This window comes from Desulfovibrio sp. An276 (assembly GCF_002159665.1).
Classification (GTDB): Bacteria; Desulfobacterota; Desulfovibrionia; order Desulfovibrionales; family Desulfovibrionaceae; genus Desulfovibrio; species Desulfovibrio faecigallinarum.
Map to the genome: position 1 here is coordinate 35075 of NZ_NFJC01000015.1, position 22036 is coordinate 57110.

The following is a 22036-nucleotide window of genomic DNA, read 5'->3' on the forward strand; positions in this document are numbered from 1 at the left end:
ACCTCCCCAGATAAAAATAGCGGGAGCGGGTATTGTTCCACTCCCGCACCAAAAGCCTACTTCCTGAAGCCCTTTATGAAGTCATCCATGGCAGCCATAAGGCGCTCGAACCTCTCGTCTGTGTCCGGTTCCTTTTCCTTTGGCTCTTCCTTTTCCTTCACTTCCTTCTCGGCAGCTTCGGGACACTCGTCACAATTGCCGCTGCATTCACAATCGTCGTCCTCGACAATACTGAACAAATGCATCAGCGCTTCATCGCCCAGCTCAGGATCTTCCTTCTCGCACTCCTTGTAGGTCTCGATAGCAAGGCGTGCGCCGAGGGGAGCGATTCGATTGGCGATGTTAACACGATCAATGTCAAATCCATTGCCAAACGAGAAGATAGCGATGCCCTCGGCACCATTTTCCGGATCATAATCCACGTCATACACACAGATTGTGGATGGAGAGTGCTGGCCGAGAGCACGCATGTCTTCCTCAAACGCCGCCATGCAATCATTGCTACCGAGAAGCTTAACCTTCATTCTTGTTTTCCTCCTGTTGTCTATACGGACACTTTTCGCAGGAACAGGCCCTGCTGTCATTTGCGCATGAATCGCCATCTATGCCATCGCCCTTGAACGGGCATTGCGCCAGATGCTGTCGTCTGGCCTCTATAGGCATCTTCAGGCGAATCTCGTTGATATCGTGTGGGTTCATCAGATCCACTATGCTCAACTTCCACTTTCTCCTCAGCACATAGTCGATGCCCTTCACCCCAAAAATACCGATAAACATCGCGATGCCGAGCTCAAGGCGGGGGGAGAGCGGTGGAAGTATCCACTCTGCAAGACACAAAACACACAGCACGAGAAGTGCTGCCATAAGTGCCGAGAAAAGCAGATTGCCGATTACATAAAGTGGCGTGCGCTGCAGGTAACTTCTCTTCACATAATGGAAGCCAAGAGCCAACGTCAGAGCGCCCGCAGCTGCGGCAAGTGGACCAAAATCCTTCAGGATTTTAATGTAGTCACTTACATGTGATTCCGTTTCGAGGGGCATTGTAAAGCTCCGTCACTGGCGCCTAGATATGTCCCCCTGTATCTATCGTAAGCAGCCTTTCCATTGTTAAATTGTTCTATAGTACACCTTCGGTTTCAAGTCAAGCAGTGCTATACCAAGCCGAGGCAACACAACGCACTGACAACCATCTTGAACCACATTCCATCAAACCCACTGCAGAAGGTTAAAATACCCATGCTGAAGGAGATGTAAAAAATCACGAACGATATTACAAAAAATGTGTAGTCTTCTCGTTCGTTAAAGTCATAAAAACTTTTTGGCATACAGCCTCCTATTGCTTATAAATAAGAATGCCGTATGGCTTGTAGTCGGTTGACAAAGCGATGAGGACAACCTAAAATTTATATACAATATTGATAAAAGAGGTGCACAATGGAAGGTTTAACAAATGATGAACTTGACAGGATTGTCATGGCCCTTGGGATTTCAAAAGACAACAACATATCATGGGAAATGGTCGGTTTCCCACTGTACACAAAACTCATCAAGAAAGACTGCCTGTACGAAGATCATCCTACTAACAAGCTTCTCAAAGTTATTGACGCCTATGCAAAGTCAAAAAGAGTGGTAAAGGAAGTCAACCTTACTGACGATGAAAAGACAGTTCTCAGATACCTGTTCAGGTACGGCTCCAGCATGCCTATGGCTGACGAAACAGAAGAATTGATCAAAAAACTGTTCGATGCCGGATACCTTGAAGATAATGATATGGATGAGTGGTGGACAAGATTCTATAGTCCTACCGAAGAGCTGTACCAACTTTTAGGTATGAAACCACCCAAATAAACAAAAAAGGGTTTGGCAGACGTAAAAATCTGTCAAACCCTTTTTGGTAAATTGGCGCGGGAAGTATCCACCAATGTGTGGCCGTGAGTACCTCCCAGTTGCCACATAATGCCCGCTCCGCAGGGAGAAGGCTGCTCGCGCTGCGCCGTACGCGAGGGGGTTAGTTTACAGTTGATCTATGCCTCGGTTTGGAGTAGATTTTTTTCGCCTCTCCGAAACAGGCGTGAAACCTGCCCCAAAGGAGGCGGCATCATGCTGAAGCCCGTCTGGGTGATATCGCTATCGTACTGTGCCTGCTGATCAAGCTGTTCAAGCTGTTCGGCTAGTACAGAAACTTAAATGCGGCCCCAGTAGTTTGGCAGAACAACTGGGGCTGCTAACTTAATCTGGCCTTTTATTATGTCGGACTAGGGAGGCACGGGGCTTGCGCCAACCCGAGCAGGCGAGTGTTAGCTGCACTCACCTGCTCTTTTTAATAATGATGAAATTAACAGCTGTCAATATCACTCTTCAAATTCTTTTTCTGTATATTTTGCTAATTTTAGGTCATTCCAACAATTTACGTCATCTCTCCAGCCAGAGCAAAAATAAGAGGAGATCCAAAAACTATTCTAGGGAATACTAGTGGATCGGTATGTTATACCACAGCACCATGCCAAGTAGGAGTGGTATCACAGATGTCGTGTTAATAAGTACCATCTGTTCCTTGCCTCATCTCGGCGCCATACGCATACGCGGTTATCGGATTGTAACCGTGTATGTTACTCTTCTTGCCATATGTTGCCGCGTCTATCAACTGGTTCTTCAGATAACGGTGATTCAATGCTGATATCCAGTCCTTCCTCTGGTTTACCACACGGCTCAGTGGCAACGTCTCCGGCGCCACTTCCAACCGGCTCACCGTCTTCACAGTCTTCACTCCATGTTCAGTCAGATACCTCTGCACCTGTGCGTCTATCTCCGTGCCTACCGTCAGGTCGAGCACTCCTTCTCCCAAAACCTTGCCCAGAGCGTTTGCCACAGAAACATCCATGCTGGGCAACTTCTTTGCTTCCTGCACAAAGTCCTCATAAGTGACTACCTCGCCAGGAACAAAGGCTGCACTGGCAGGAGCACGGACAATACGAACATAGGGGTGGGCGGCCCTGGACAAAAGCTCAAAGTGACGCCTGTCCATGGTCTGACCTGTGTTTTTGTACACCTGATACATGTTCTCTGCCGCAGCGGAACGGGTGAATCCCAGATTTCTCAAGCGTGCGATGTCCTGAAGGTTATCCACACCGTTGGACAACTCCATACCAGGGTACACCTCTGCCCCTCGCTTGATGCCTTCGGCAAGCTTCAGGGACGGTGACACATAGTAGTCCCAATGCTGCTCCATATGTGGAGTAGGTGTACCAAACACAATATAACGCTCGGGCACAGGACGAGTCTGCCGAATAGTGATAATCTGACCACCTTGAGGGGCTGGACGAATGTTCACTATCGTACCTATTACCTCGCACAGAACCTTGCGGTTCGGGTAGTTGCGGGGCATTTCGACAAGCTGGCGAAGACCCTTTTCCTTGCGAAGCTTGTTGTCCTCACCGGTAGCCAGTGAAGTACTATGCTTGGCAGAAAGCGTCATCTGGGTAAGGGGTTCGCCTATATTGCCAGACGTGATAAGACCAGCCGAATCACCAATCTCGTAGTCCTTCTCCGTACTGTTGCGCATACCCATGCACAGCTGGCAGACAGAGCCGTCTGGCGCCTCACAGGTCTGCGGAGAACGGACGATAATCTCCCGTACCTTTTTTCTGAGAAGCTCTTGCTGAACGTCAGCGGTGATCTTGTCATTGCGCTTGAGGTTGCACTCTGGCACATCCCTGGCAAGATAGCGACCGATAATGGTGTCGTCCCTGGGCGGAAAAGCAAGTCCCTGCATGGTGCCACAATCACGCTTCGATACAATTGCACTATTTAGGACATTCGAGATAATCTTGGACATTTCACCAGGTTTGGCCGTGTTGACCTGACCTACAGCAATGTTCTTTCTGGACTCAGCGGCGCCAAGCCAAAAGTGTATCGGGTCCACACCCTCGGCATAACTCTTGGGAAAAATAATGGGGACGATATGATCGTCATTGTCTGTCACAACGCCTGGAGTTGTACGCAGCTTCATCAATTGCAGCTTGTTGCCTGTCAGAGCTGAGCTCACCATGATGCTGGCGTCATCTTTCGAGCCATCCAGGTCGTTTCGCGACAACTCTTTCTGAAACGCCTCCAGATGGGTAAGCATTGTCTGCTTGTCACCCTTCTTGAGGTCCTTCTCAAGCTGAGCCTGGTATTTTCTGACAATAGCGTCACGCTTTGCCTTGTTGGGCGTAGAGATCTCCTCTATGCCCATAGTGACGGGATCGTAGGTGGACCATGTGTCACCAAGACGCTTGAGACCACTGACAACCTTGTCGTACTGGTCCGGATGCTTGCGGGCAACCTCTATGAGGAGAACCTCGGTCTGCTTTTTATCAAGCTGCGTTGTCACATGCATATCCGAAGGCAGGACGTGGTTGATGAGGTATTCGGCAAAGGTTTCGGGCTTTCCGGCAGCGCCCTGCTTTACGATTGACGCTTGGAGCAGGGTAGGCGTCTTGAGCGGCGAAGAGACAGCCTTCGGCTTCTTCAACCCGTTGGCCCTGTTCTTCAGGGCATCTGCCATCTGCTCGTTACCGAGAGTCTCCTTTGCGTAATTGGTCTCCTCCATGGGCTTGGGCATATTGACGCCCTGCATTGCCGGAGAAGTAACCGATCCACGCGGATCAATCTCGACACCAGTCTTGTTGAGCGCGTTTAAGCGCTGTTTTGTGCCAATAGGCGCCTTTTTGCGATCATCTTTGTCTTGTCCATTTTCTTTCCTGTATGCTGCAATCTGAGAATTGACCATATCTGCCAGGTCTGCGGTGTTGTTTCCCATATGGTTGAAGATACGCATACCACGACGAGTGAGTCGGTTCGCCCAATATACTGCTGCATCGGAAGCATTTGATTTTTTTAACATGTTTTGTGTCCTTCTCCGGCGGTAAATTCGTTACCAAAAATATGCTGTGTGGAGAGGCCACGGTGAATCGGAAAAATCGACCCCATTTTTGTTATAAGTATATGTATTTATTGGGGGCATATTGCCCGGAGGTTTTTTATGGAGAAAAAACGTGGAAGACCGCCTACACCAGTGGAAGCGCTCAAGTTTGACGCTTCGGTGTACGGTGGATTCGAGGAGGAAGTCGATGATACAGACTATGAAGAAAGGATGGCCACGTATTGGAACGAGAGAGTGAAAGAAGAAAACGAGGAGAGGGAACTGGAGGCACAAGCAGCAGACGAGGATCTGAGAAGACTGGCCTTCGACAACGTAAAGGAGGTGTTCAGGGACGAGGTACTGAGGAAACTGGCAGATGGCCTCTACTTTTCACACTTGCCCCAGGCTATGTGGAGAGACCCGCGTATTCTGGCGAAAGCCCTGTTGTCCATGTATACCTATACAGGGTACCCCTCCGTGGGTGAACTGATAGACAACATGGACAGACGTGGGCTGAACATCAAGCAATGGGTGAGTAAATCGTCTGTCAAACGGTGGGAAACAGTCGAGGCTCCGGGTAAACCAAGAACGTCATCGGAGCTGTCGAGACACTTTCAGGCAACTGACGCGTATTTTCGAAGGACGTACACGATCATGCCCAAGAACAGTATGCCTGACGAGATGCGAAACCTGGCCAACGAGCGAGGCGATTGGCTAAAGGAGGTATTGGACAATGATACGATACGACGAGGGAGAGGGGTTAATATTGCGTTGGGAAAACTAAACGAGTTTCTCGATGAGTTTCCGGAGGATGCGTGCGTATTGGTTCCCTGGACGCAGTACCTGTGCAAGTACTTGTGCACACTGAGTTATGAGACCAATCTTGAGCTTCTCAAGCTGACGACAGAGTTTATACGCAACAACTGCGCCAGCAATGAAATGCTCAAGCGCATGCCAATGTCGAGCAAATTCCGTATAACATATTTCAGTGGCACGAAGTTTGGCAACGACAGGACGTACTGGAGATCTCATCACGACCACATCTGGAACACAATGACAGACTGTGTGTGCTACTCGCTGATAGGAGAAGAAGACCCATGCGGTCTGGTGAAGGACTGGGCTCAGAAACTGCTTGCTGCTGATGAGGTTAGTCTTGAAGCTAGAATGGCATTCATGTCAATGCTCCCAAACGTCAGTCTAACCTGCTACACGAGGCCACAGACATCCGCTCCTCCGAGAACACAGATATTCGGAGTATTCCCGGTACAGAGGTTCAAAGATGTGACCAGGCTTACCCTGAGCTACTACGAGATCCACAAGGGCAGCTTCAGTGACAAAAAGACAATGGCGGACAAAATCAGGAAGTTGCTGATTATTCCCGTGAAATCGGTGTGCGTGCCGGCAGCTGCCGAAGACCTACTGCTATGCGCAAATTTGTACTCGAACAGGAAGATGTGGTGAGGGAGTTTTTGTATGAACAATCAATTAGAGTCAGTTCCGTTTCATGCGGACACTATTTATTGCGTTGAATATGACGGGGAACCGTACGCTCCGGTGAAACCTATCGTAGATAACCTTGGGCTGGATTGGAAAAACCAATCCGAAAAACTCAGGAACACTCCTCATTTCAACTGTGGTCTTATCACCATAGTTGCCAAAGATGGTAAGAATCGCGAGATGTTATGTATACCTGTCAGAAAACTGACTGGATTCTTGTACAGCATCAATGCGAATAGGGTTAAAGCAAACCTTCGAGAGAAACTCATTCAGTATCAGAACGAGTGCGACGACGTGCTCTGGAAATACTGGAACGAAGGGAGGGCTGTTCGCTCAACAGTACAAGCAAACGTTGTCCGACCTGTTTCAGACTATATTGATGGTGCTCGACTAGTCTTTGAGTCAGCGAACCTGACAGGTAATCAGATGACTATAGCTCTGGACCGTATCTACCGGAGCGTAACTGGATCATCTGCGCTACAAGAAGCCAACCTGGCTCTGGAAGCACCGAGGAAAGAGGTGATGCTCACTCCAACCCAGATCGGAGAGGATCTTGTTCCTCCTATGAAAGCAAGAGACGTGAACAGCCTTCTCCAGCAACATGGCTACCAGAGAAAGATCAATGGTATGTGGCAGCCGACAGAGAAGGGAAGTCCAATATGTACCATGCTTGATGTGGGCAAACGGCACAGCAAAGGTACTCCTGTAACTCAACTGAAGTGGTACTCATCAGTGGTTGATACACTACAGTCAATTATCAACCAGAACGTCTAAAGTTAATCTTGTTGCGGCAGAAGACAGTCACTTTCTGCCGCAACCGCTAAGGCTAAAGAGATGTACAAACTGTCAAAAATTATACTTTGTATAGTTATAGGATTAGCAGGATTTTCCACCTTAATGGCCCTATGGCATACAGTATTGCCGCAAAGTATGCGTTGGATGTCTGTTGAAGATATTCACGCTATTAGCGGTTTGGCAACTGTGCTTGATATTATAGTTATATTTGGTGCCATTGCATATTTCGTAAACAATAACCCGAATAAAAAGAGTAGAGATTATGATTGGTGATATACTCGAAGCAGCCGCATTCGAAGCCAATGTGGCTGCATACATCGCCGAACACTCCGGCTGGGATAGTGAGCCATGTGCCAACGGATTTCGCATTTTCTGTCCTGGAAAACACCTGGAGGGAAAAGCTTGTGGTCCCTGGTGCAAGATGCGCGAAGCAAGGCTGGCTGTTGAAATGGGATGGAGATCTTCTGGCAAGACAAGTGACCACAGAAAATTGCCCCTGTGTGAGGAATGCGGCGCCGAGTTTGCCGACGTTGTTCTGCCAACAAAGTACACTGATGGCAAGCAGAAGTCTCTGTGCTATCCATGCGCGATAGACATACTTCTGTTGGCAAAGGGGAAATAGTTGTGAATACACTTGATTGCATTGCTATTTGCACCATGGCGGTAGCTGTTGTAGTCAGCTTCGTGTGTGCAGACAGAATTATGAGCAAAGCTGTAGAGGATATGAAAGCTCTGCGAGAGGTAATGCATGAGGCAATAGACGGGTATCGAGACATGTCTGCCAAGGCAATAAACTCGTACAGAGATATGTATAGAGATATGCTTGCCTTTTATGGGTCAAATAAGACTCTGGTCGCTTATCTCGATGAGGATGGGGCACTACATATGACAACAATTGATCTTACTGACAAAGAAACTTCCGAGAAATTCCTTGAGAAAATTGGTAATCCTGTACAAGAGGAGGAGGCTCGAAAGTGACAGACACAACAGTCATGCTGATGCTGGTAGCATTCGTTAGTATAGTGCTTATGCTACTTGCAGTTGTCAGACGCATTCAAATCAACAGAAAAGGAGAATCAGACTGGCTCTCCAGATGGGTTATCATCCTGTCAGCATTCAATATTACAGAATTGATAATCATTTTGGTGAAGTGAGATGGCTGAATACGTAGTAATCATAAATGTTCCTGTACACGATATTCACGCCACATGTGTGGCTATTCGTGTACAGGCTGTCAGCGCGGACGCTGCTCGCGAGAAGGCGTTGCAGCAGCATTTTGGTAATAAAAAAATCATAGGGGTTAGTTGCAGCGTGGTACAGGTATAATGGATTTTATAATTTTGCTTGTTATAGTACTCGGATTATCACTAATACTTTCTATTATTGTCTTTAAGTATAGATGGCTTGATTATACGTATACTGAAGTATTTCCTATGCAGTATTGGATAAAAGAACATGACAAATTGATAGAAGAATTTCGAAGGAGGGAACAATATGAGTTCAAGAAAAGAAATCGCCGCCGCTGTTTTCAGGCTTCGCTGCTCGGTGTGCCACGGAAAAGGCCGCGTAGATGGCAAGCCGTGCCCATATTGCGGAGGCCACGGTGAAGCTAATGTTCAGCTCGCCGGTGTTCGTGTAGTGGATATCCTTTACAAAGGAGGTAAGCGTAGGAAGTAGATCATAGACAAAGGGGTGCGCAGGCATTGGTTTGTGCGTGAGTTTCGCCTGCGCACCTCAAAATGGAGTTTCACATGGCAAAAATTTTTCTGAAATTCTTTGTGATATCAATGTTGATAATCACAGCAGTATGGTTTCTGCATATCATACTGCCAGAAAGTTTACGATGGCTGTCACCAGAAGAGACAAGAGGGCTGAGTTTTGTAACCCTACCTGATGTCATACTTTGCATTGGGTATGCCGCATATCTTGCCTCACTTTCACACGAAGACAGGTAGCCATATGGTAGTCTATCACGTTACAACGTTGAAAAAGCTGAACAAGTATCTCAGGTCCGGTGGAATAGAGCCGCCTGTCCGAGCTTGGATAGACATCGAACAGGCGGAGAGATTTTCCAAGAGCACTGGCAGAATGATCATTCTCAGGCTCAAGTTTCCAGCCAACGCAGAAGTGTTGGAAGGACACTACGGGAAGGCAAGAGTGCTTAGGCAGCGGTATGTTCTGAGGTGCCTATGAAATGCACCACCCTCCCGGCAGACTTGAGCATCTCCACAGCAAGATCGTCAGGGTAAGAATCAGAGCAGTAGACCTCAGAAATTCCAGCGTTAAGAAGCATCTTTATGCACTGGGTGCAAGGCATGGTCGTACAGTACAGATCAGCGCCGACAATAGGCACACCGAAGCGTGCTGCCTGAATCAATGCGTTTTGTTCGGCGTGCACACCACGACAGATTTCGTGGCGCTCACCAGAAGGAATGTTCAGCTGCTGACGAAGACAACCAACATCCTCGCAGTGCGCCAGTCCTGACGGCGCTCCGTTGTACCCAGTGGCGAGGATACGCTTTTCCTTGACGAGGATACACCCAACCTGACGACGAACACAGGTTGAGCGTGTGGCAACGAGTTTGGCAATGGACATGAAATAAGTGTTCCAATCGGTTCGCATAAGAAAAGACTCCTTTGAGGTGTAGTGTTGTATGATAAGCTTTTGCAGATTAGTGGATAATCAGATTTCTGCGGGAATGGAAATCAACTATTTTTCTTTTGACGCATGTGTGCAGGATCGAGGGCAACCTAACCTTGTGTCTGAGTTGCTTAGGGATATCGTATACCAGGTCGCCAACAGATTTGTGTACTCAAATACCAGCTACCTGAAAGAATTCTACAAATGGGTATCAGCAGACAGGTACAACCAGGACAGGATAGAATCCTTCGTCGATATGATACCAGCAGGTTTCAAACTATTTATACAGTATCGGAATTACAACGAAAATCGTGATGAAACCGTTGAGGTGACAGAAGAGAACTTTGAGACAGTCACTAGAATGAATGGGTTGAATCACGTGCAGTACGCTATATTGCGCAGCACTAGCGGCGTAATACTTGAACTCAAGGTATCACACAACTACATGTACATTGAGCTTAATGACAGGACAAACAAGATTTGGGCTATAAGTGACCAATCTACAGAAGACCTTGTGAAGAACTTGTGTGACAATACGATTTACTATGCTCTTGATAGGGTAACATCAAGGGGTGAGCGAATTTTGGAGATATAGCATTGATACTGACAGTAGAAAAAATAAAAAACGCAGACAAGCGGTTTTTCAAAGTTACAGCAAATATTGGAGATAATCGCTGGACACAGTATAACTATTCTGTATCATCGACTCTCTATGATCTTGCGGAGGACATACACAAATTCATTCCAAAGGAAGATAAAGATAATCTAAAAAATTTGATGTCTTGCATACTGGAAAACACTGTTCCCCAAAATGAACCAATCTTCACAGGAAAATTGAAGCCTGGAATAATTGTGTATGAAGAAAATGAGTCAGGGTATGCTCCTACTCATTTTGGAATAACCAAGGATGCTGTTTGGGAAGTGCTCGAACTTCTTGGTGATGGTGACGATGAACATAAACGTATAGCGCTCCCGTATCTCTTTCTTGATGAGTTACGAGTATACGCCACCCCGTACAGGCTTGGGATAATAGCAAACGTGTATCCAGGCAAGAATGAAGTTGTGGCAAATATTGGAGAACCTGAGCTATCTAGTCAAATCTACAGCATATACACAGGTTTACTTGAGTATGCAGCGGACAGGTCATTCGCAAAAATAAGAAAGGTATCGATACTATGATAACGATCAATAGGAAAGCCTTCATGTTCACCGTATATGATAAATTCGGTGACGAGGAGATATGGGCAAGTCATACCTGGATTGCTACCACACTATGCGACTTTTGCGACCAGGTACTCACAAGATTCGCAAGTCCTGTCATAGAGGGTGGACTTGATTTTATTCACGCTCTTTACAACGATGCCGAGCGTGAAGCGCAGATATGTCTGAATAATATACAGTATCCGGTCCACGTTAAAGCTGACAAGACATACAATGATGTTGATAAGGAGATAATACCTAAAATTATTAACCGTGAAGATACATCACAGAGTATACAGGTGCAAATTGTAACTTGCACAGCACCTCTAGTAAGTCTGACTATAAAAACTAATTGCTGTTACATGTTTGAGTATGGAAACATAAAGACAGACTTTTGTAATGGTTATGGTTGGTTGCAAGACAATTTCAGACTTAAAATTGTATCTGCAGTTCTGGGGAAAATATATCCGTACGGGATACCAACTGTAAATATATAGGATATGTAACATGATTACAATAGTGAAAGCGCCAAACAGATTTTTCGTTATCCTTGGTAGTGACAAATTGTTTATCGGTAGTGGTACAGACATTAGACTTGCAATACCAGATCTGGCTGACACAATATACGATAATTATTGCTTCAGCTGTCTAGATGTTCTCAACAATATCTCCGGTAAAAAACTTTCTGATGAAGGGACAATTAAAATACTTCTAAATACTTATGATGTAGTGTCTGCGTTTACTGATGATAGGTATCTTAATTTCAACATAACAACTGGTACGGATTTGCTTGAGTATGAGGCTGTGGACACTCAGAATAATGACTGGTACGATCAAATGCTTAGTATTCAGAAAAGATGTCCAGAATCCTATGTCTCGGAAGTAACGATAGGGATGGATCTTGCTGATGTCAATTACTCTATTGAATGCGGTTACTGTGGTGGTGAGAACGAAACTCCTGTGGTAGCAATAAAAGATATCGATGACACTATCATTCAGTCTGTAGGTGATAGTCACAGAAAACTCAAGAGCAGGCTTTCTATTGAGATTGCCGAATACATGGCAAGCAAGCTGTTCACCATGACTGGCGAGAAAATTCTTACAGTTTAGACAACGTTGCACTGTTACGGACAATCAAACTACTGGAGGTTCGGTATGGAAAGTGTTAAGCTTCTCGGAGCTGAATACAATAGTGAGTCGTATTTTATGAACTCGGTTACCCTCTTCAGCAAGTATCCATATGAAGGCGAAGATGGGTACCGGGGAACTGTCATCGTGGGACGAGATGGGTCCGCGTTATTCTACGATGGCAATGCTGACGAGGCTTCAGCTTGGACCAGTGAATTTGATCCGATGGTGGACAACTGGGAAGCCATTCCTGTTGACTAAGAGGAGGAAAAGCGGTGGGTTACTATTCTGATGTCGCACTGGTGCTGGCACCTTCTGCTGTCAAGAAACTGAAGAAAGCTATCGCCAACGTTGATGAGAAAAGTGAGAAACTAAATTTCATAAAATACCCATACAAGCATTTCACAGACTATGATGGAAATGAGCTTTACTACTGGGAAAGTGTAAAGTGGTACGAGGATTTCCCGGAAACTCAGTTTATGGAGGAATTTATGAATAGTCTTGACCCCGAAGAGTACAGGTTTCTGAGAGTAGGGGAATCAGAAGGTGATACTGATGAAGGCGGAGGCATTTTCTATAACCATAACTTCGGAGTTTACAGCTTGCGTGGGATATACTTCAGGAAGCCTACTATAAATTAAATTTTTGAGGGTGTTTTTTGTTATAAGGATATGTCTGTTTACGTATAGCTTATGCGTTATAATTATCTTCTTGGCCTGGCGCGGTAGGGTTTGCCAGGGTTTGGCTCGGTAGGGTTAGGCTCGGTGAGGTCAGGTATGGTATGGACTTCGGTACGGTTGGGTGCGGTAGAGTCGGGTAAGGTACGATGCGGTATGGTACGGTATGGATCTTGGCTAGATAAAGTTAGGCTGGGTATGGTATGACTTGGTACGGTATGGACTTTGGCTCGGTTGGGTACGGCAGGGTTTGGTCAGGTTTGATATGGTATGGACCCATGTTCGGTGTAGATTCAGGTTGGGCACGGTCAGGTCAGGTGTGGCTTGGTGTGGTAAGGTTCGGTGCGGATCTTGGTGTGGTTCCGTATGGATCGGTCCGGTTCGGTTAGGCTCGGTATGGTTCGGTCCGGTCGAGTATGGTGAGGTATGGATCATGGCTCGGTTCGGTCAGGTATGGCCCGGTAGGGTCCTGTTAGGTAAGGTTAGGTTGAATATGGCACGGTTTGGTATGGTTTGGACTTCGGTACGGTTCGGTTCGGTCGGGTAGGGCCAGGTTAGGTGTGGTAAGGTCGGGTTTGGTCCGGTTCGGTGAGGTATGGACTTCGGTACGGTTCGGTGAGGCCGGGTATGGCCAGGTTAGGTATGGTAAGGTCGGGTCTGGTGCGGCAAGGTATGGACTTCGGTATGGCCCGGTATGGTATGGCCCGGTATGGTCTGGCTAGGTGCGGTCTGGCTGGGTTTGGTGTGGACTTTGGATCGGTATGGTACGGTGGGGCTTGGTAGGGTTGGGTGCGGTTGGGTCGGGTCTGGTGCGGTTCGGTGTGGACTTCGGTCGGGTAAGGTATGGTGAGGTACGGTACTGCCCGGTTGGGTAGGGTTTGGCGTGAAACGAAGCTATACAAAAAACAGACAGTTATGGGGTACTGCTATGGAAAACGTATCTGTATACCATGGAGGTATACCAACAAAACCTGATGTAAAAAAGCTGCTGGAGAAGTTTCCAGTATCAACTCTTACTGTTGGACGGGTAATTACCTATGAGGAAATATCACTAGTAATTGGTGAGCCCCCAAGAACGTCACGTTTCAGAACAGTTACCAATAAATGGCGAAAGGAGGTGGAGCAGACAACAGATATCATTATGGGAACTCACAAGGGTCAAGCTCTTGTAATATTGTCCGATAGCGGAAAACTCTGTCTTGCATCAGACAAACTGACATCGGCGACGAAGATGGCCGCAAAAGCTACTATGGTAGCGACCAAAATAGAAGTTAAAAATCTTTCCGATGCTGAACGCGAAGCGCTTACGAAAATCCAAAAAAGAGCTGCATTCTTCGCTATAAATGAAGCATTCAAGCGTCCTCAAGCAATTCCCGAAATATAACTATTCAATAAAAGGAGAATTTGGTATGGCTAATCCCAAGCAGTATTTCGTTAGGCTCACAGCTAAGGCACCTTTGCTTATGCATCGTGACAATCTGAAGTTTTCTGAAACTGTTAAGGCATGGCAACGTGATCCACAAAACAAAGAGTTCTCCATTGCTGGTGACGACAGGTCTCCTGCATGGACGTGGATTGGGTGCTTGTACGGCGACTCGCAGGTTGATCCTTATGTGGTCATGGATTCAGATTGCATTATGTCCACACTGAGAGAAGCTGGTGCCAAAATGATGACTGGCAGGGGTAAGGAGACCTTTAAGAAGCAGACACAGTATGGTCTTGTCGTCGATGGTGTCGCATTCAAGTTTATGATCAACGGACAGCAACTTAGCTGGGATGACCTGAGACCTCTTACAACTAATAACAACTTCCAAGATCATGTACAATTTGCTACAGACCACGGCTTCGAGCTGTTCGTAAAAAGAGCTGTGATCGGAAGGTCGAAACATGTGCGTGTCAGGCCCATGTTTCGTAATTGGGTCGCTGAGGGAACAATTACGGTTTTTGATGAAGATGTAAGCAAGCTTACACAAGATAATCTCCAGCGTATATTTGACCTTGCTGGAGCCATGACCGGTCTGTGCGACTGGCGTCCAGGTAGCCCGAAGCCTGGATCCTATGGGACATTCACAACTGAGATAACCCTCGTCTAACCAATTCCTCCGCACATAAACCAGTGCGTATGTGTGGTATGCCTCTCGTCAGGGTATGCCACACATACGCACGAAATAAACACGTCATATTTTTTACCACCATGATTACAGAACTGTTTCGCAACTTTACCGTCATAAACGGTGCTCGCGCTACCTACCAAAAGAAAGGCACTGACAAGTTCGTGATGTTCTACACCAAGTTTCTCCCTCTGTTTGAGGAAAAGGAGCCTACACAGAAAGACCTGAAGAGGGTGTCAAAATACAGCCTCAAAAAGATCAAGGGAAAGGTTATCACTCGTGAGTTTGCTGCTCTGGCTCACAGATTTGAGACAGAAGGATATGATTTGGTGGGGATGAGTGTAACAATGAATAAGAACTGTATTTCTATTGAGTGGGAGAATGGAAAGCCTTCACTGTTCTATGGAGGTAACGCAACAGACTACCCTGATTTGCAGTATCAGTCGCATCAGTTGGAGTACCTGCTGTGCTGCTACACATTTGAAAAAAATATCAATGAGATAATCGAGACGAGGAGATTGACACGTGATTGAGAGACTCATTGACGTACCGGAGATAACCCGTGTATATGCTATCTATAGTACAAAAGACAGAAAGAAGAAACTCATCCATACTCATTTTACAGAGAAGGACGAGGAAAAAATAAACGATCACTGGAGCGAGAAGGAGTGGAATATCGTCAAGGAGTGCGACCTTGACTGCCTTGGTCCAGCAGTACAACCGTGGCGCTTCGATTTTGTGACGGCAAGGCTGGAACAGGAAAAATACAGGCTGGATGAAGTTCAGTTTATGACGGACGATGGGGTTTCCATCAAGGTTGTCTTCTCGGCAAGTGGGCCGCGCATCACATTCAACAAGGACCGGATGAGCGAAAACCCCAAGGACGAGTACAGTATATCAAAGACAGTGCTCGAAGAAATAATAGAGATAATGGACGATGGTGTCTTTCAAGACATCGTGACTGGCATAATGGAGAAGAGGAGTCTGCCATATGATTGATAAGCTCGTGAACATTGACCTCGTTACAGGAATAGAGTGCTACTACTATCGGGATGACGCCGACTTTGACGATCTTCCGTACATTTCGGCATTTATCCCTAACGAGGCGAAATTCAACGATCTACCCGAACTGTCTGATAAGGTGAAATCTGAGTTGGACGCTATAAAAATAGAAACGTTCAAAGACGATGTGCATTATAATCAATTCGATTACCTGGCACGGATATTCGAGGACAACGCCTACATTGTGTCTCAGGTATCCTTCCATGCTGGCAGCTTCGAAGTAGGAATAGACTGGGGCAAACACGACCCGGAGATATTCGTAAACGGTTCTCTCAACGAGAAAATTGTCAGAAATCTCGAATACGGGAAAGTGCTCCAAGCATCTACCTTCCGTATGTGGGACCTCATCAAAGTAATGGATGATAAGTACTTCAACAAGATTTTCACCAACGTTATGAAAACCAGGTCTCTGTTCAGGAGCAGGTGATGCTTGATGACATTTTGCAGATAAACCACATAATGCGAGTAGAGTTGGAATTCCTGAGAGACGATGGGGAGCGCAGGGTAGTTGGTACATGGATCTGCGACGAGGATATGTTCATGCCTGTCCCGGAGATGGATGACCATGAAAAGGAGTTCTTCCTGAGCGCGACTCCGGACGAATCGTACGAGAGCACGACACTCGCTCTTTTCGAACCTCTTGCGGAGATGATAGAAAACGCTGGATTCAAGCTCAAGGCCGCTCACTTCGGGTGCAGCAACATAAGCGTAGGCATTGTGCTCTGCGATCCGCCATTCAAGGCGAAGATTGTGTTTGGTGGCGGGCTCGATGAGGGCGAAACGGATTCTATGCCGATGTACGATGTTGTCCATCGTTGCGTCATAGATACCGCCGAGCTTCAAAGTGTCCTTATGGATGGCAGACTTATTCCTATCCTCGACGCTATACGCAGGGATAGATCGATATTTAAGTACAAAGAAATGTACAAGTATATGCGTAGGGGGTATAATGCTAGCAGAGATTAGGGCATCTTGCGTGTTTCAAAGTATTGCAGTAATGTATGAAAATCCAGACGGTGACAATCCTCCAATAAGTATTGAATCAAATATAGATTTGGATTACACTATCCACAATAAACCTGATGATGCCTGGTTCTACGACATAAAGCTGGGAAGTAACAAGGTAGAGCCCAGATACTTTGATTCTGTTGCCAAAAAGGCTGAATGTCGTGGTTACCTGGTGAAGGAAGTCTTCTTCGGTCTTGGTTTGTGCGACATAGGGTTCGTCAGAGATGGCGACAAGCTCAAGGGGCTAATACTCGGTGGCACACAAGACATCACCGAGAATCCTGCTAGTGTTCTCAATCATATGCGTCTTGGAGCCAGGGACCTGGACATGTTTCTGAAATCCAGTGAAGTGCGCAAACTGGTAGAGCGTCTGCATAACAACTGGCAACTTTTGGAACACGATAACTGATAACATAGTAGCGATTAAGCAAGACTTTAACACTTAAGCGCTACTATGTTAGTAATTAACAAGGAGTCCACATTGAGTGACCTTGAACGTCTGCGAGACGCGCTGCTGGAACTCGTCGAAGAGTTTGACTGCAGCAGTGCCACACTGCACAACGTGTTGGACGATACATATGAACACGACGTACCCGCCGACAGATTCGAAAAGGCTTTCAAACTCATCGACGAGACTAAAACTAATCTGCGTGTACGGACGACCGATATCATAATGACCGTATTCCCGGAGGTTCGCGCCATGTATGACAGAGGAGATAAAGAATGGCACTTGTAGAAGACTGGTGGGTTAACCATGTTCCCGGGCTTGAGGAAGTAACTGTACGCTACTGCAAACCTGGTAAGGAAGCAGCGCACGCTGAATACGCGTTTCAGACATTCAGGATACCTGAGTTCCTAAACAAACCGTTCGAGCCGATGACAGGTATTGAGGCTGCCAGTGCCAACGTTGAGAACGAAAGCAGTGAGCCGTGGCCAACAGCCATAACACTCTTCTACTCAAACGTGAAAATGGTAGAGGAAGACGGATATATCATACGGGACATCCACTTTTCGTGTGAGGATATCACCATCTCGCTCGACTGGCAGTCCACCATCAACCCGGATCTCAACTGCAAATTGCTGTATGAGAGCAATCGCATTGACGAAATGAAGACAGACGACCTGCTGGCCTCGGTGGAGTGGGATATGGGGTCACTCGTAAGCGTTATGAGAAACAAGCGGTTTATCGACGGTTTTGACTATGTGAGGAAGAATCGTCGACTTATTGAAAATGCTACTTTCAATTAGCCGGAGGTAAGAGAATATGAATGAAGTTAGTGCGTGCATACCTATGGAGGCGGTAAAGCCTACTAATAGTTTCGGATACTTTGATGGCAGAGCCGTTCAATGGTTTATTGGTAACAGACAGCTTGTTGGGACTGGCCGCACAACTATCGAAGCTATTAATGATCTCGCCAACAAGTTGATCAAAGTATTCATGGATAAACTTGGTGGGTCATTTGATAAAGCCTTTGATAGTATGAAGTGCTTTACCACACATCCTGAAGATACTTTGAATTTATGTAGGAGAGTATGTGACTATGAATTTAATGTTAATCTCGTAATAGAATCAAATAATAGTCCTATACAAAGTGTTAACGTTTATTCTGATTCTATAAACGATCTTATGCTATCTGTGTTACATGGTGAAAAATGGCTACATGCTATTAGATTTAGTATTAATACCGATGATGACGAGGAAGTATCCCTAGAACTTATGTATACTGAGAATAAATTCGAAGGCACATATAATAAAGTATTTATGTTTAATTACAAACAAAACGGTAATGCAAACCCATGTGGCATCAGAAGTGAGTCTCTTTATAATCTTGTCGATGGTGTGTCAAAAATACTTATGGAAAAGATGCTCGTAACACTTGAGGGGAAACTTGAAGGTGGGAAGTAATCCACAAGAAAGGTACGACCTGACTCTCGGCAAGCGAACATTCACTGGTTACGGACATCTGCTTCCAGAAGCCATCAAGGACACCGTAAAGAATCTCCTAACTGATATTACCGACGGATGCTTTGGTGGTCTGAAAAACACACTGCCCATTATTTGCAACGCACACAGAGATCCACAATCACTTACAGAAGTTGTAAACAAAGCAGCAGAGCGTGAATACCTTGTGGAGGTGCACCAATCTGAAAAAATGCTCGATGTGGCGTAGTTCATTTGCGGTCTTCGATAAGAAAAGGATTGACGCTGTACTTTTCCAAATTGATAACGACAGATATCTTTTTGACGTACAATTCACCATCAAGAGCTTCGACAAGGAGTGTTGGCGAATGAGGTACTTTTCAACGTTTGTCAATAGAAAAACGTTGAATGGTCGATTATATATGACTGCCAGTGGAGATACATGGTACGAGTTCGAAGACAGTATGTACAGGATGTTCCTTGAGAATTATATAATAGAACATAACAGTTAATTACATAGTAGGATAACTTTATTGGGGGCTGCGCTTAGGTGTGGCCTCTTTATTTTTTAGATTTTTGGGGGTCGTTTTTGTTATAAGATTATGAAGGGAGAAATGTAAGTATTCCTTCTTGTTGTGTTGTTTAACCATTAACCATTGGAGGTGGCATTATGTTAACAATCACAACCCGCCCTGGGAGCGGCAATGCTCAGTATAGACTCGCCATGCAGGTTGGCGAGTCTGAATTTTGCGGGGAGGCATATCGCTTCCCAGCCGCCTGCGCTGAACTCGCGATCAAGCTTGGCCGCAAGTTCATCTCACCAGTGTCTCGCGGGTTGGAGACACTGGTCCGTATCGCAATGAGCAAGTCTCATTGTGATGCGGAAGAAGTCTGCTATGAGATGGCAGGCTTCTGCGACCCGATGCACTCGTCTCTGAATTTCGAACTCAGGGACGAGGGCGACAACGTTGCTAGGGAATACTGGTTATCCCCTAGCAACACTGAGAGATTTGTAGAGGACCTCAAGTCCACTACAAATCTCCTAGATGTTTCCTTAACCCTTGCGGATAAGGAAACATCCCTGACCCTTCACTGGTATCCCAATGAAGGGTTTTATCTGTGCTCTGTTAGCCACGGCGAGTTCCGTGGTATCATGGCACAGGGCAGGACACCTTCCGAGGTGATCCTGCAGTTGGATGAGCGTCTTCCGGCCCTTGTGGCCTGGGCGCTCGCAGACAAGTTCGTGACTGAGGTCGTTGACCTCTAGCACGAACTTGTCCGAGGGGAGTCGCACTATGTGTGGCTCCCCTATTTTTTAGCATACCAAAAAACGGCAACCAGATGGTTGGCACAAAAATTCAATTTTCGGGGGTCGTTTTTGTTATAAGATTATGAAGGGAGAAATGTAGGTTGTTCTCCCGAAACCTGTAACCAAGGAGGTTACGATGATTTTACACAACATCACACCACACGCAGTGAACGTGTTCTCCTACGAACACGTTACCTGCGACAAGAGAGGCGTCTTCACTCTCGTAAGTGATGATGCCTCTCCGCTTTTGACCCTTCCTTCCGAAGGTGTGGCTCGTGCCACACAACGGGAGGAAGTGGTTGGTGACCTCGCAGTCGATGGCTGTGAGGTAATCTTCGAAGTGCTCAGGATGAGCTACCACGAACCAGTGGATCTTCCTGAACCCCAGGCAGGACACGGCTACGTGGTCAGCTTCATCACGGCCAGCGCCGCCAAAGCGCATGGCCGTTCCACAGACGACCTATTCGTTGTCGCGCACGCTGTGCGCAACAGCGCAGGTCAAATTGTCGGCTGCACCTCGTTCTCGCAGGTGTAGCAGCTGACACCCAGGGGATACACAACATGGCGCCGGTGTGTCCCCTGGGTTTTTCTGATTGGCGCCAACTTCTGCATGGAGGATGTTATGAAAAATCTTAATAAGAATTACATGGGTTTCATAGCCGACAGATTCACTGCTGCTATCTTCAGCAGTGACAATGATAACAAATACCAGTGGCCCCGCTGCTGGTGGCTTCCTGAAAATATGAAGATCCGACGTATGCCCTACGATAGCCTCTGCACCCGGAAAGACGGAGTGGCTATCATCTACTCCTTCATCATCTGCTCTGGTAAACAGGAAATATACCAGATGGATATCTACGCCGACAATATGGCACAGATATATTACACCGAAAAGGACCAAATGGACCCGCGTGTCGTCGCATGCTGCGACGATATTCGTCCAAAGAATCCAGAATGGTTCTTCAAGTCCTTCATCCCGTTCAACCCTGTTGTGACGGAATAACAGATGAAAAACAAAGGCAACCACCAAGGCTGCGTCACTCAAGACGTGACCAAGGTGGTTGCCTTTGTTTTTAGCCCATGCTAATCTTCATGCCAAGCAAACCGTTTTACAAATTCAAACTTGGAGCTAACACTATGATTACACTTGAACGCAACGCAGACAATACAAAATATACTCTCAGATTCAAAACGTGTGGCTACGACCTGTATGCAGAAAGCGACAAAATATCAATGGCAGCAAATGGTCTTGCTATATCTATAGCCCACGATATCGTGGATATGTCTTTCAAAAATATGGACGCATTCAAATGCGTACGCTCTGAGGAGTACATGCTCAGCATGGTAGATTACCTTGTTGAGTTCTGCGAAAAATCTATAGACAACGGCTGGACGGTAGATCTCGTATTTGAAAAGCCTAGTGGCTGGGATGACTCATTCTTTTACCATAATGATACAGGGAGAGGGGTAATTCTCGGTCGCCTGGAAAAACATGATACTCTCGTAGCTGTAAGCCTGATACGGTGCCAGAACGATGACACTTTGAAGATAACCTTCAACACTGGTGATGAAACACATTACAATCCAAGCTACGAAATAGAGGTCTTTGACAAGAAAAGAACATACATAGGCGCCAAGAGTAACAAGTGCTGCGAACTTTGGGTTCCAATTGCCTATGATGTGAAGGATTACGTTTTAGATAATCTCGTTACGCTTCGTTGAATAATCATTACAAAAACATGGCCTCTTTTTGTTATAAGGATATGGTATTCGCAATGTAGCCA

General features: G+C 46.3%; 31 protein-coding genes. 27 read left to right on the top strand and 4 right to left on the bottom strand.

What is annotated here, in order from left to right; genetic code table 11:
• Positions 1-56 precede the first annotated feature (56 nt).
• Positions 57-524, bottom strand: a complete 468-nt coding sequence (locus B5F76_RS07635; RefSeq protein WP_087352951.1) for a hypothetical protein — start codon at positions 522-524, stop codon at positions 57-59.
• Positions 514-1041 carry a hypothetical protein gene (locus B5F76_RS07640; RefSeq protein ID WP_087352953.1) on the bottom strand — a complete coding sequence of 176 codons (528 nt, stop codon included), beginning with the start codon at positions 1039-1041 and terminating at the stop codon, positions 514-516. The genes B5F76_RS07635 and B5F76_RS07640 overlap by 11 nt, the downstream gene beginning before the upstream one ends.
• A gap of 393 nt (positions 1042-1434) precedes the next feature.
• On the opposite strand from B5F76_RS07640, the gene B5F76_RS07645 reads away from it, so the two are divergent.
• A complete protein-coding gene (locus B5F76_RS07645) occupies positions 1435-1848 on the top strand; it encodes a hypothetical protein (RefSeq protein WP_087352956.1) in 414 nt (137 codons plus the stop codon).
• 685 nt (positions 1849-2533) lie between these two features.
• On the opposite strand, the gene B5F76_RS07650 is transcribed toward B5F76_RS07645, so the two are convergent.
• Entirely contained in the window at positions 2534-4801 is a 2268-nt protein-coding gene (locus B5F76_RS07650) for a hypothetical protein (protein WP_162608754.1), read from the bottom strand.
• A gap of 222 nt (positions 4802-5023) precedes the next feature.
• On the opposite strand from B5F76_RS07650, the gene B5F76_RS07655 reads away from it, so the two are divergent.
• The 5 genes from B5F76_RS07655 to B5F76_RS07675 all read left to right on the top strand — a co-directional run bounded on the left by B5F76_RS07655 (position 5024) and on the right by B5F76_RS07675 (position 8349).
• Positions 5024-6364: a hypothetical protein gene (locus tag B5F76_RS07655; protein ID WP_087352960.1), complete on the top strand. Its 1341-nt coding sequence runs from the start codon at positions 5024-5026 to the stop codon at positions 6362-6364.
• A 12-nt stretch (positions 6365-6376) separates the two neighbouring features.
• Positions 6377-7174: a phage antirepressor N-terminal domain-containing protein gene (locus B5F76_RS07660; protein ID WP_087352962.1), complete on the top strand. Its 798-nt coding sequence runs from the start codon at positions 6377-6379 to the stop codon at positions 7172-7174.
• A 60-nt stretch (positions 7175-7234) separates the two neighbouring features.
• The gene (locus B5F76_RS14485) at positions 7235-7468 is read left to right on the top strand and encodes a hypothetical protein (protein WP_144268417.1); all 234 of its coding nucleotides are present in this window, start codon (positions 7235-7237) and stop codon (positions 7466-7468) included.
• Between the two features lie 351 nt (positions 7469-7819).
• Positions 7820-8173 (top strand): hypothetical protein, encoded by a 354-nt coding sequence (locus B5F76_RS07670; protein WP_087352966.1) that lies wholly within the window; start codon positions 7820-7822, stop codon positions 8171-8173.
• Positions 8170-8349 (top strand): hypothetical protein, encoded by a 180-nt coding sequence (locus B5F76_RS07675; protein ID WP_087352968.1) that lies wholly within the window; start codon positions 8170-8172, stop codon positions 8347-8349. Before B5F76_RS07670 ends, B5F76_RS07675 begins: the two co-directional genes overlap by 4 nt.
• Before the next feature lie 1007 nt (positions 8350-9356).
• On the opposite strand, the gene B5F76_RS07690 is transcribed toward B5F76_RS07675, so the two are convergent.
• Complete coding sequence (locus tag B5F76_RS07690) at positions 9357-9818, bottom strand: deoxycytidylate deaminase (RefSeq protein ID WP_087352972.1); 462 nt, start codon at positions 9816-9818, stop codon at positions 9357-9359.
• Between the two features lie 52 nt (positions 9819-9870).
• Here B5F76_RS07690 and B5F76_RS07695 point away from each other — a divergent pair, with 52 nt between their 5' ends.
• The 21 genes from B5F76_RS07695 (at position 9871) to B5F76_RS07800 (ending at position 21974) form a co-directional block, all read left to right on the top strand.
• Complete coding sequence (locus tag B5F76_RS07695; protein WP_144268418.1) at positions 9871-10431, top strand: hypothetical protein; 561 nt, start codon at positions 9871-9873, stop codon at positions 10429-10431.
• 2 nt (positions 10432-10433) lie between these two features.
• Positions 10434-11015, top strand: coding sequence for a hypothetical protein (locus B5F76_RS07700; protein ID WP_087352976.1), 582 nt, complete (start codon positions 10434-10436; stop codon positions 11013-11015).
• 23 nt (positions 11016-11038) lie between these two features.
• On the top strand, positions 11039-11533 hold the full coding sequence (locus B5F76_RS07705) for a hypothetical protein (protein WP_087352979.1): 495 nt from the start codon (positions 11039-11041) through the stop codon (positions 11531-11533).
• Positions 11534-11543: 10 nt separating this feature from the next.
• Positions 11544-12146, top strand: coding sequence for a hypothetical protein (locus tag B5F76_RS07710; protein WP_087352981.1), 603 nt, complete (start codon positions 11544-11546; stop codon positions 12144-12146).
• Between the two features lie 45 nt (positions 12147-12191).
• The gene (locus B5F76_RS07715; protein WP_087352983.1) at positions 12192-12425 is read left to right on the top strand and encodes a hypothetical protein; all 234 of its coding nucleotides are present in this window, start codon (positions 12192-12194) and stop codon (positions 12423-12425) included.
• A gap of 14 nt (positions 12426-12439) precedes the next feature.
• Entirely contained in the window at positions 12440-12805 is a 366-nt protein-coding gene (locus tag B5F76_RS07720) for a hypothetical protein (protein ID WP_087352985.1), read from the top strand.
• Between the two features lie 964 nt (positions 12806-13769).
• On the top strand, positions 13770-14225 hold the full coding sequence (locus B5F76_RS14490; protein ID WP_144268419.1) for a hypothetical protein: 456 nt from the start codon (positions 13770-13772) through the stop codon (positions 14223-14225).
• A gap of 25 nt (positions 14226-14250) precedes the next feature.
• A complete protein-coding gene (locus B5F76_RS07730) occupies positions 14251-14934 on the top strand; it encodes a hypothetical protein (protein ID WP_087352989.1) in 684 nt (227 codons plus the stop codon).
• A 101-nt stretch (positions 14935-15035) separates the two neighbouring features.
• Complete coding sequence (locus tag B5F76_RS07735; protein WP_087352991.1) at positions 15036-15485, top strand: hypothetical protein; 450 nt, start codon at positions 15036-15038, stop codon at positions 15483-15485.
• Positions 15478-15951, top strand: a complete 474-nt coding sequence (locus tag B5F76_RS07740) for a hypothetical protein (protein ID WP_087352993.1) — start codon at positions 15478-15480, stop codon at positions 15949-15951. The genes B5F76_RS07735 and B5F76_RS07740 overlap by 8 nt, the downstream gene beginning before the upstream one ends.
• The gene (locus B5F76_RS07745; protein WP_087352994.1) at positions 15944-16441 is read left to right on the top strand and encodes a hypothetical protein; all 498 of its coding nucleotides are present in this window, start codon (positions 15944-15946) and stop codon (positions 16439-16441) included. The genes B5F76_RS07740 and B5F76_RS07745 overlap by 8 nt, the downstream gene beginning before the upstream one ends.
• On the top strand, positions 16441-16980 hold the full coding sequence (locus B5F76_RS07750) for a hypothetical protein (protein WP_087352996.1): 540 nt from the start codon (positions 16441-16443) through the stop codon (positions 16978-16980). The genes B5F76_RS07745 and B5F76_RS07750 overlap by 1 nt, the downstream gene beginning before the upstream one ends.
• A complete protein-coding gene (locus B5F76_RS07755; protein ID WP_087352998.1) occupies positions 16964-17431 on the top strand; it encodes a hypothetical protein in 468 nt (155 codons plus the stop codon). The genes B5F76_RS07750 and B5F76_RS07755 overlap by 17 nt, the downstream gene beginning before the upstream one ends.
• Positions 17432-17503: 72 nt before the next feature.
• Positions 17504-17758, top strand: coding sequence for a hypothetical protein (locus tag B5F76_RS07760; RefSeq protein ID WP_144268420.1), 255 nt, complete (start codon positions 17504-17506; stop codon positions 17756-17758).
• On the top strand, positions 17746-18270 hold the full coding sequence (locus tag B5F76_RS07765) for a hypothetical protein (protein ID WP_087353002.1): 525 nt from the start codon (positions 17746-17748) through the stop codon (positions 18268-18270). Before B5F76_RS07760 ends, B5F76_RS07765 begins: the two co-directional genes overlap by 13 nt.
• A gap of 16 nt (positions 18271-18286) precedes the next feature.
• Positions 18287-18928 carry a hypothetical protein gene (locus B5F76_RS07770; protein ID WP_087353004.1) on the top strand — a complete coding sequence of 214 codons (642 nt, stop codon included), beginning with the start codon at positions 18287-18289 and terminating at the stop codon, positions 18926-18928.
• Complete coding sequence (locus tag B5F76_RS07775) at positions 18918-19193, top strand: hypothetical protein (RefSeq protein WP_087353006.1); 276 nt, start codon at positions 18918-18920, stop codon at positions 19191-19193. The genes B5F76_RS07770 and B5F76_RS07775 overlap by 11 nt, the downstream gene beginning before the upstream one ends.
• Positions 19194-19613: 420 nt before the next feature.
• Complete coding sequence (locus B5F76_RS07785; protein WP_087353010.1) at positions 19614-20210, top strand: hypothetical protein; 597 nt, start codon at positions 19614-19616, stop codon at positions 20208-20210.
• Between the two features lie 178 nt (positions 20211-20388).
• The gene (locus B5F76_RS07790; RefSeq protein WP_087353013.1) at positions 20389-20787 is read left to right on the top strand and encodes a hypothetical protein; all 399 of its coding nucleotides are present in this window, start codon (positions 20389-20391) and stop codon (positions 20785-20787) included.
• A 75-nt stretch (positions 20788-20862) separates the two neighbouring features.
• Positions 20863-21255, top strand: a complete 393-nt coding sequence (locus B5F76_RS07795) for a hypothetical protein (protein WP_162608755.1) — start codon at positions 20863-20865, stop codon at positions 21253-21255.
• Between the two features lie 134 nt (positions 21256-21389).
• Positions 21390-21974, top strand: a complete 585-nt coding sequence (locus B5F76_RS07800) for a hypothetical protein (protein WP_087353017.1) — start codon at positions 21390-21392, stop codon at positions 21972-21974.
• Positions 21975-22036 lie beyond the last annotated feature (62 nt).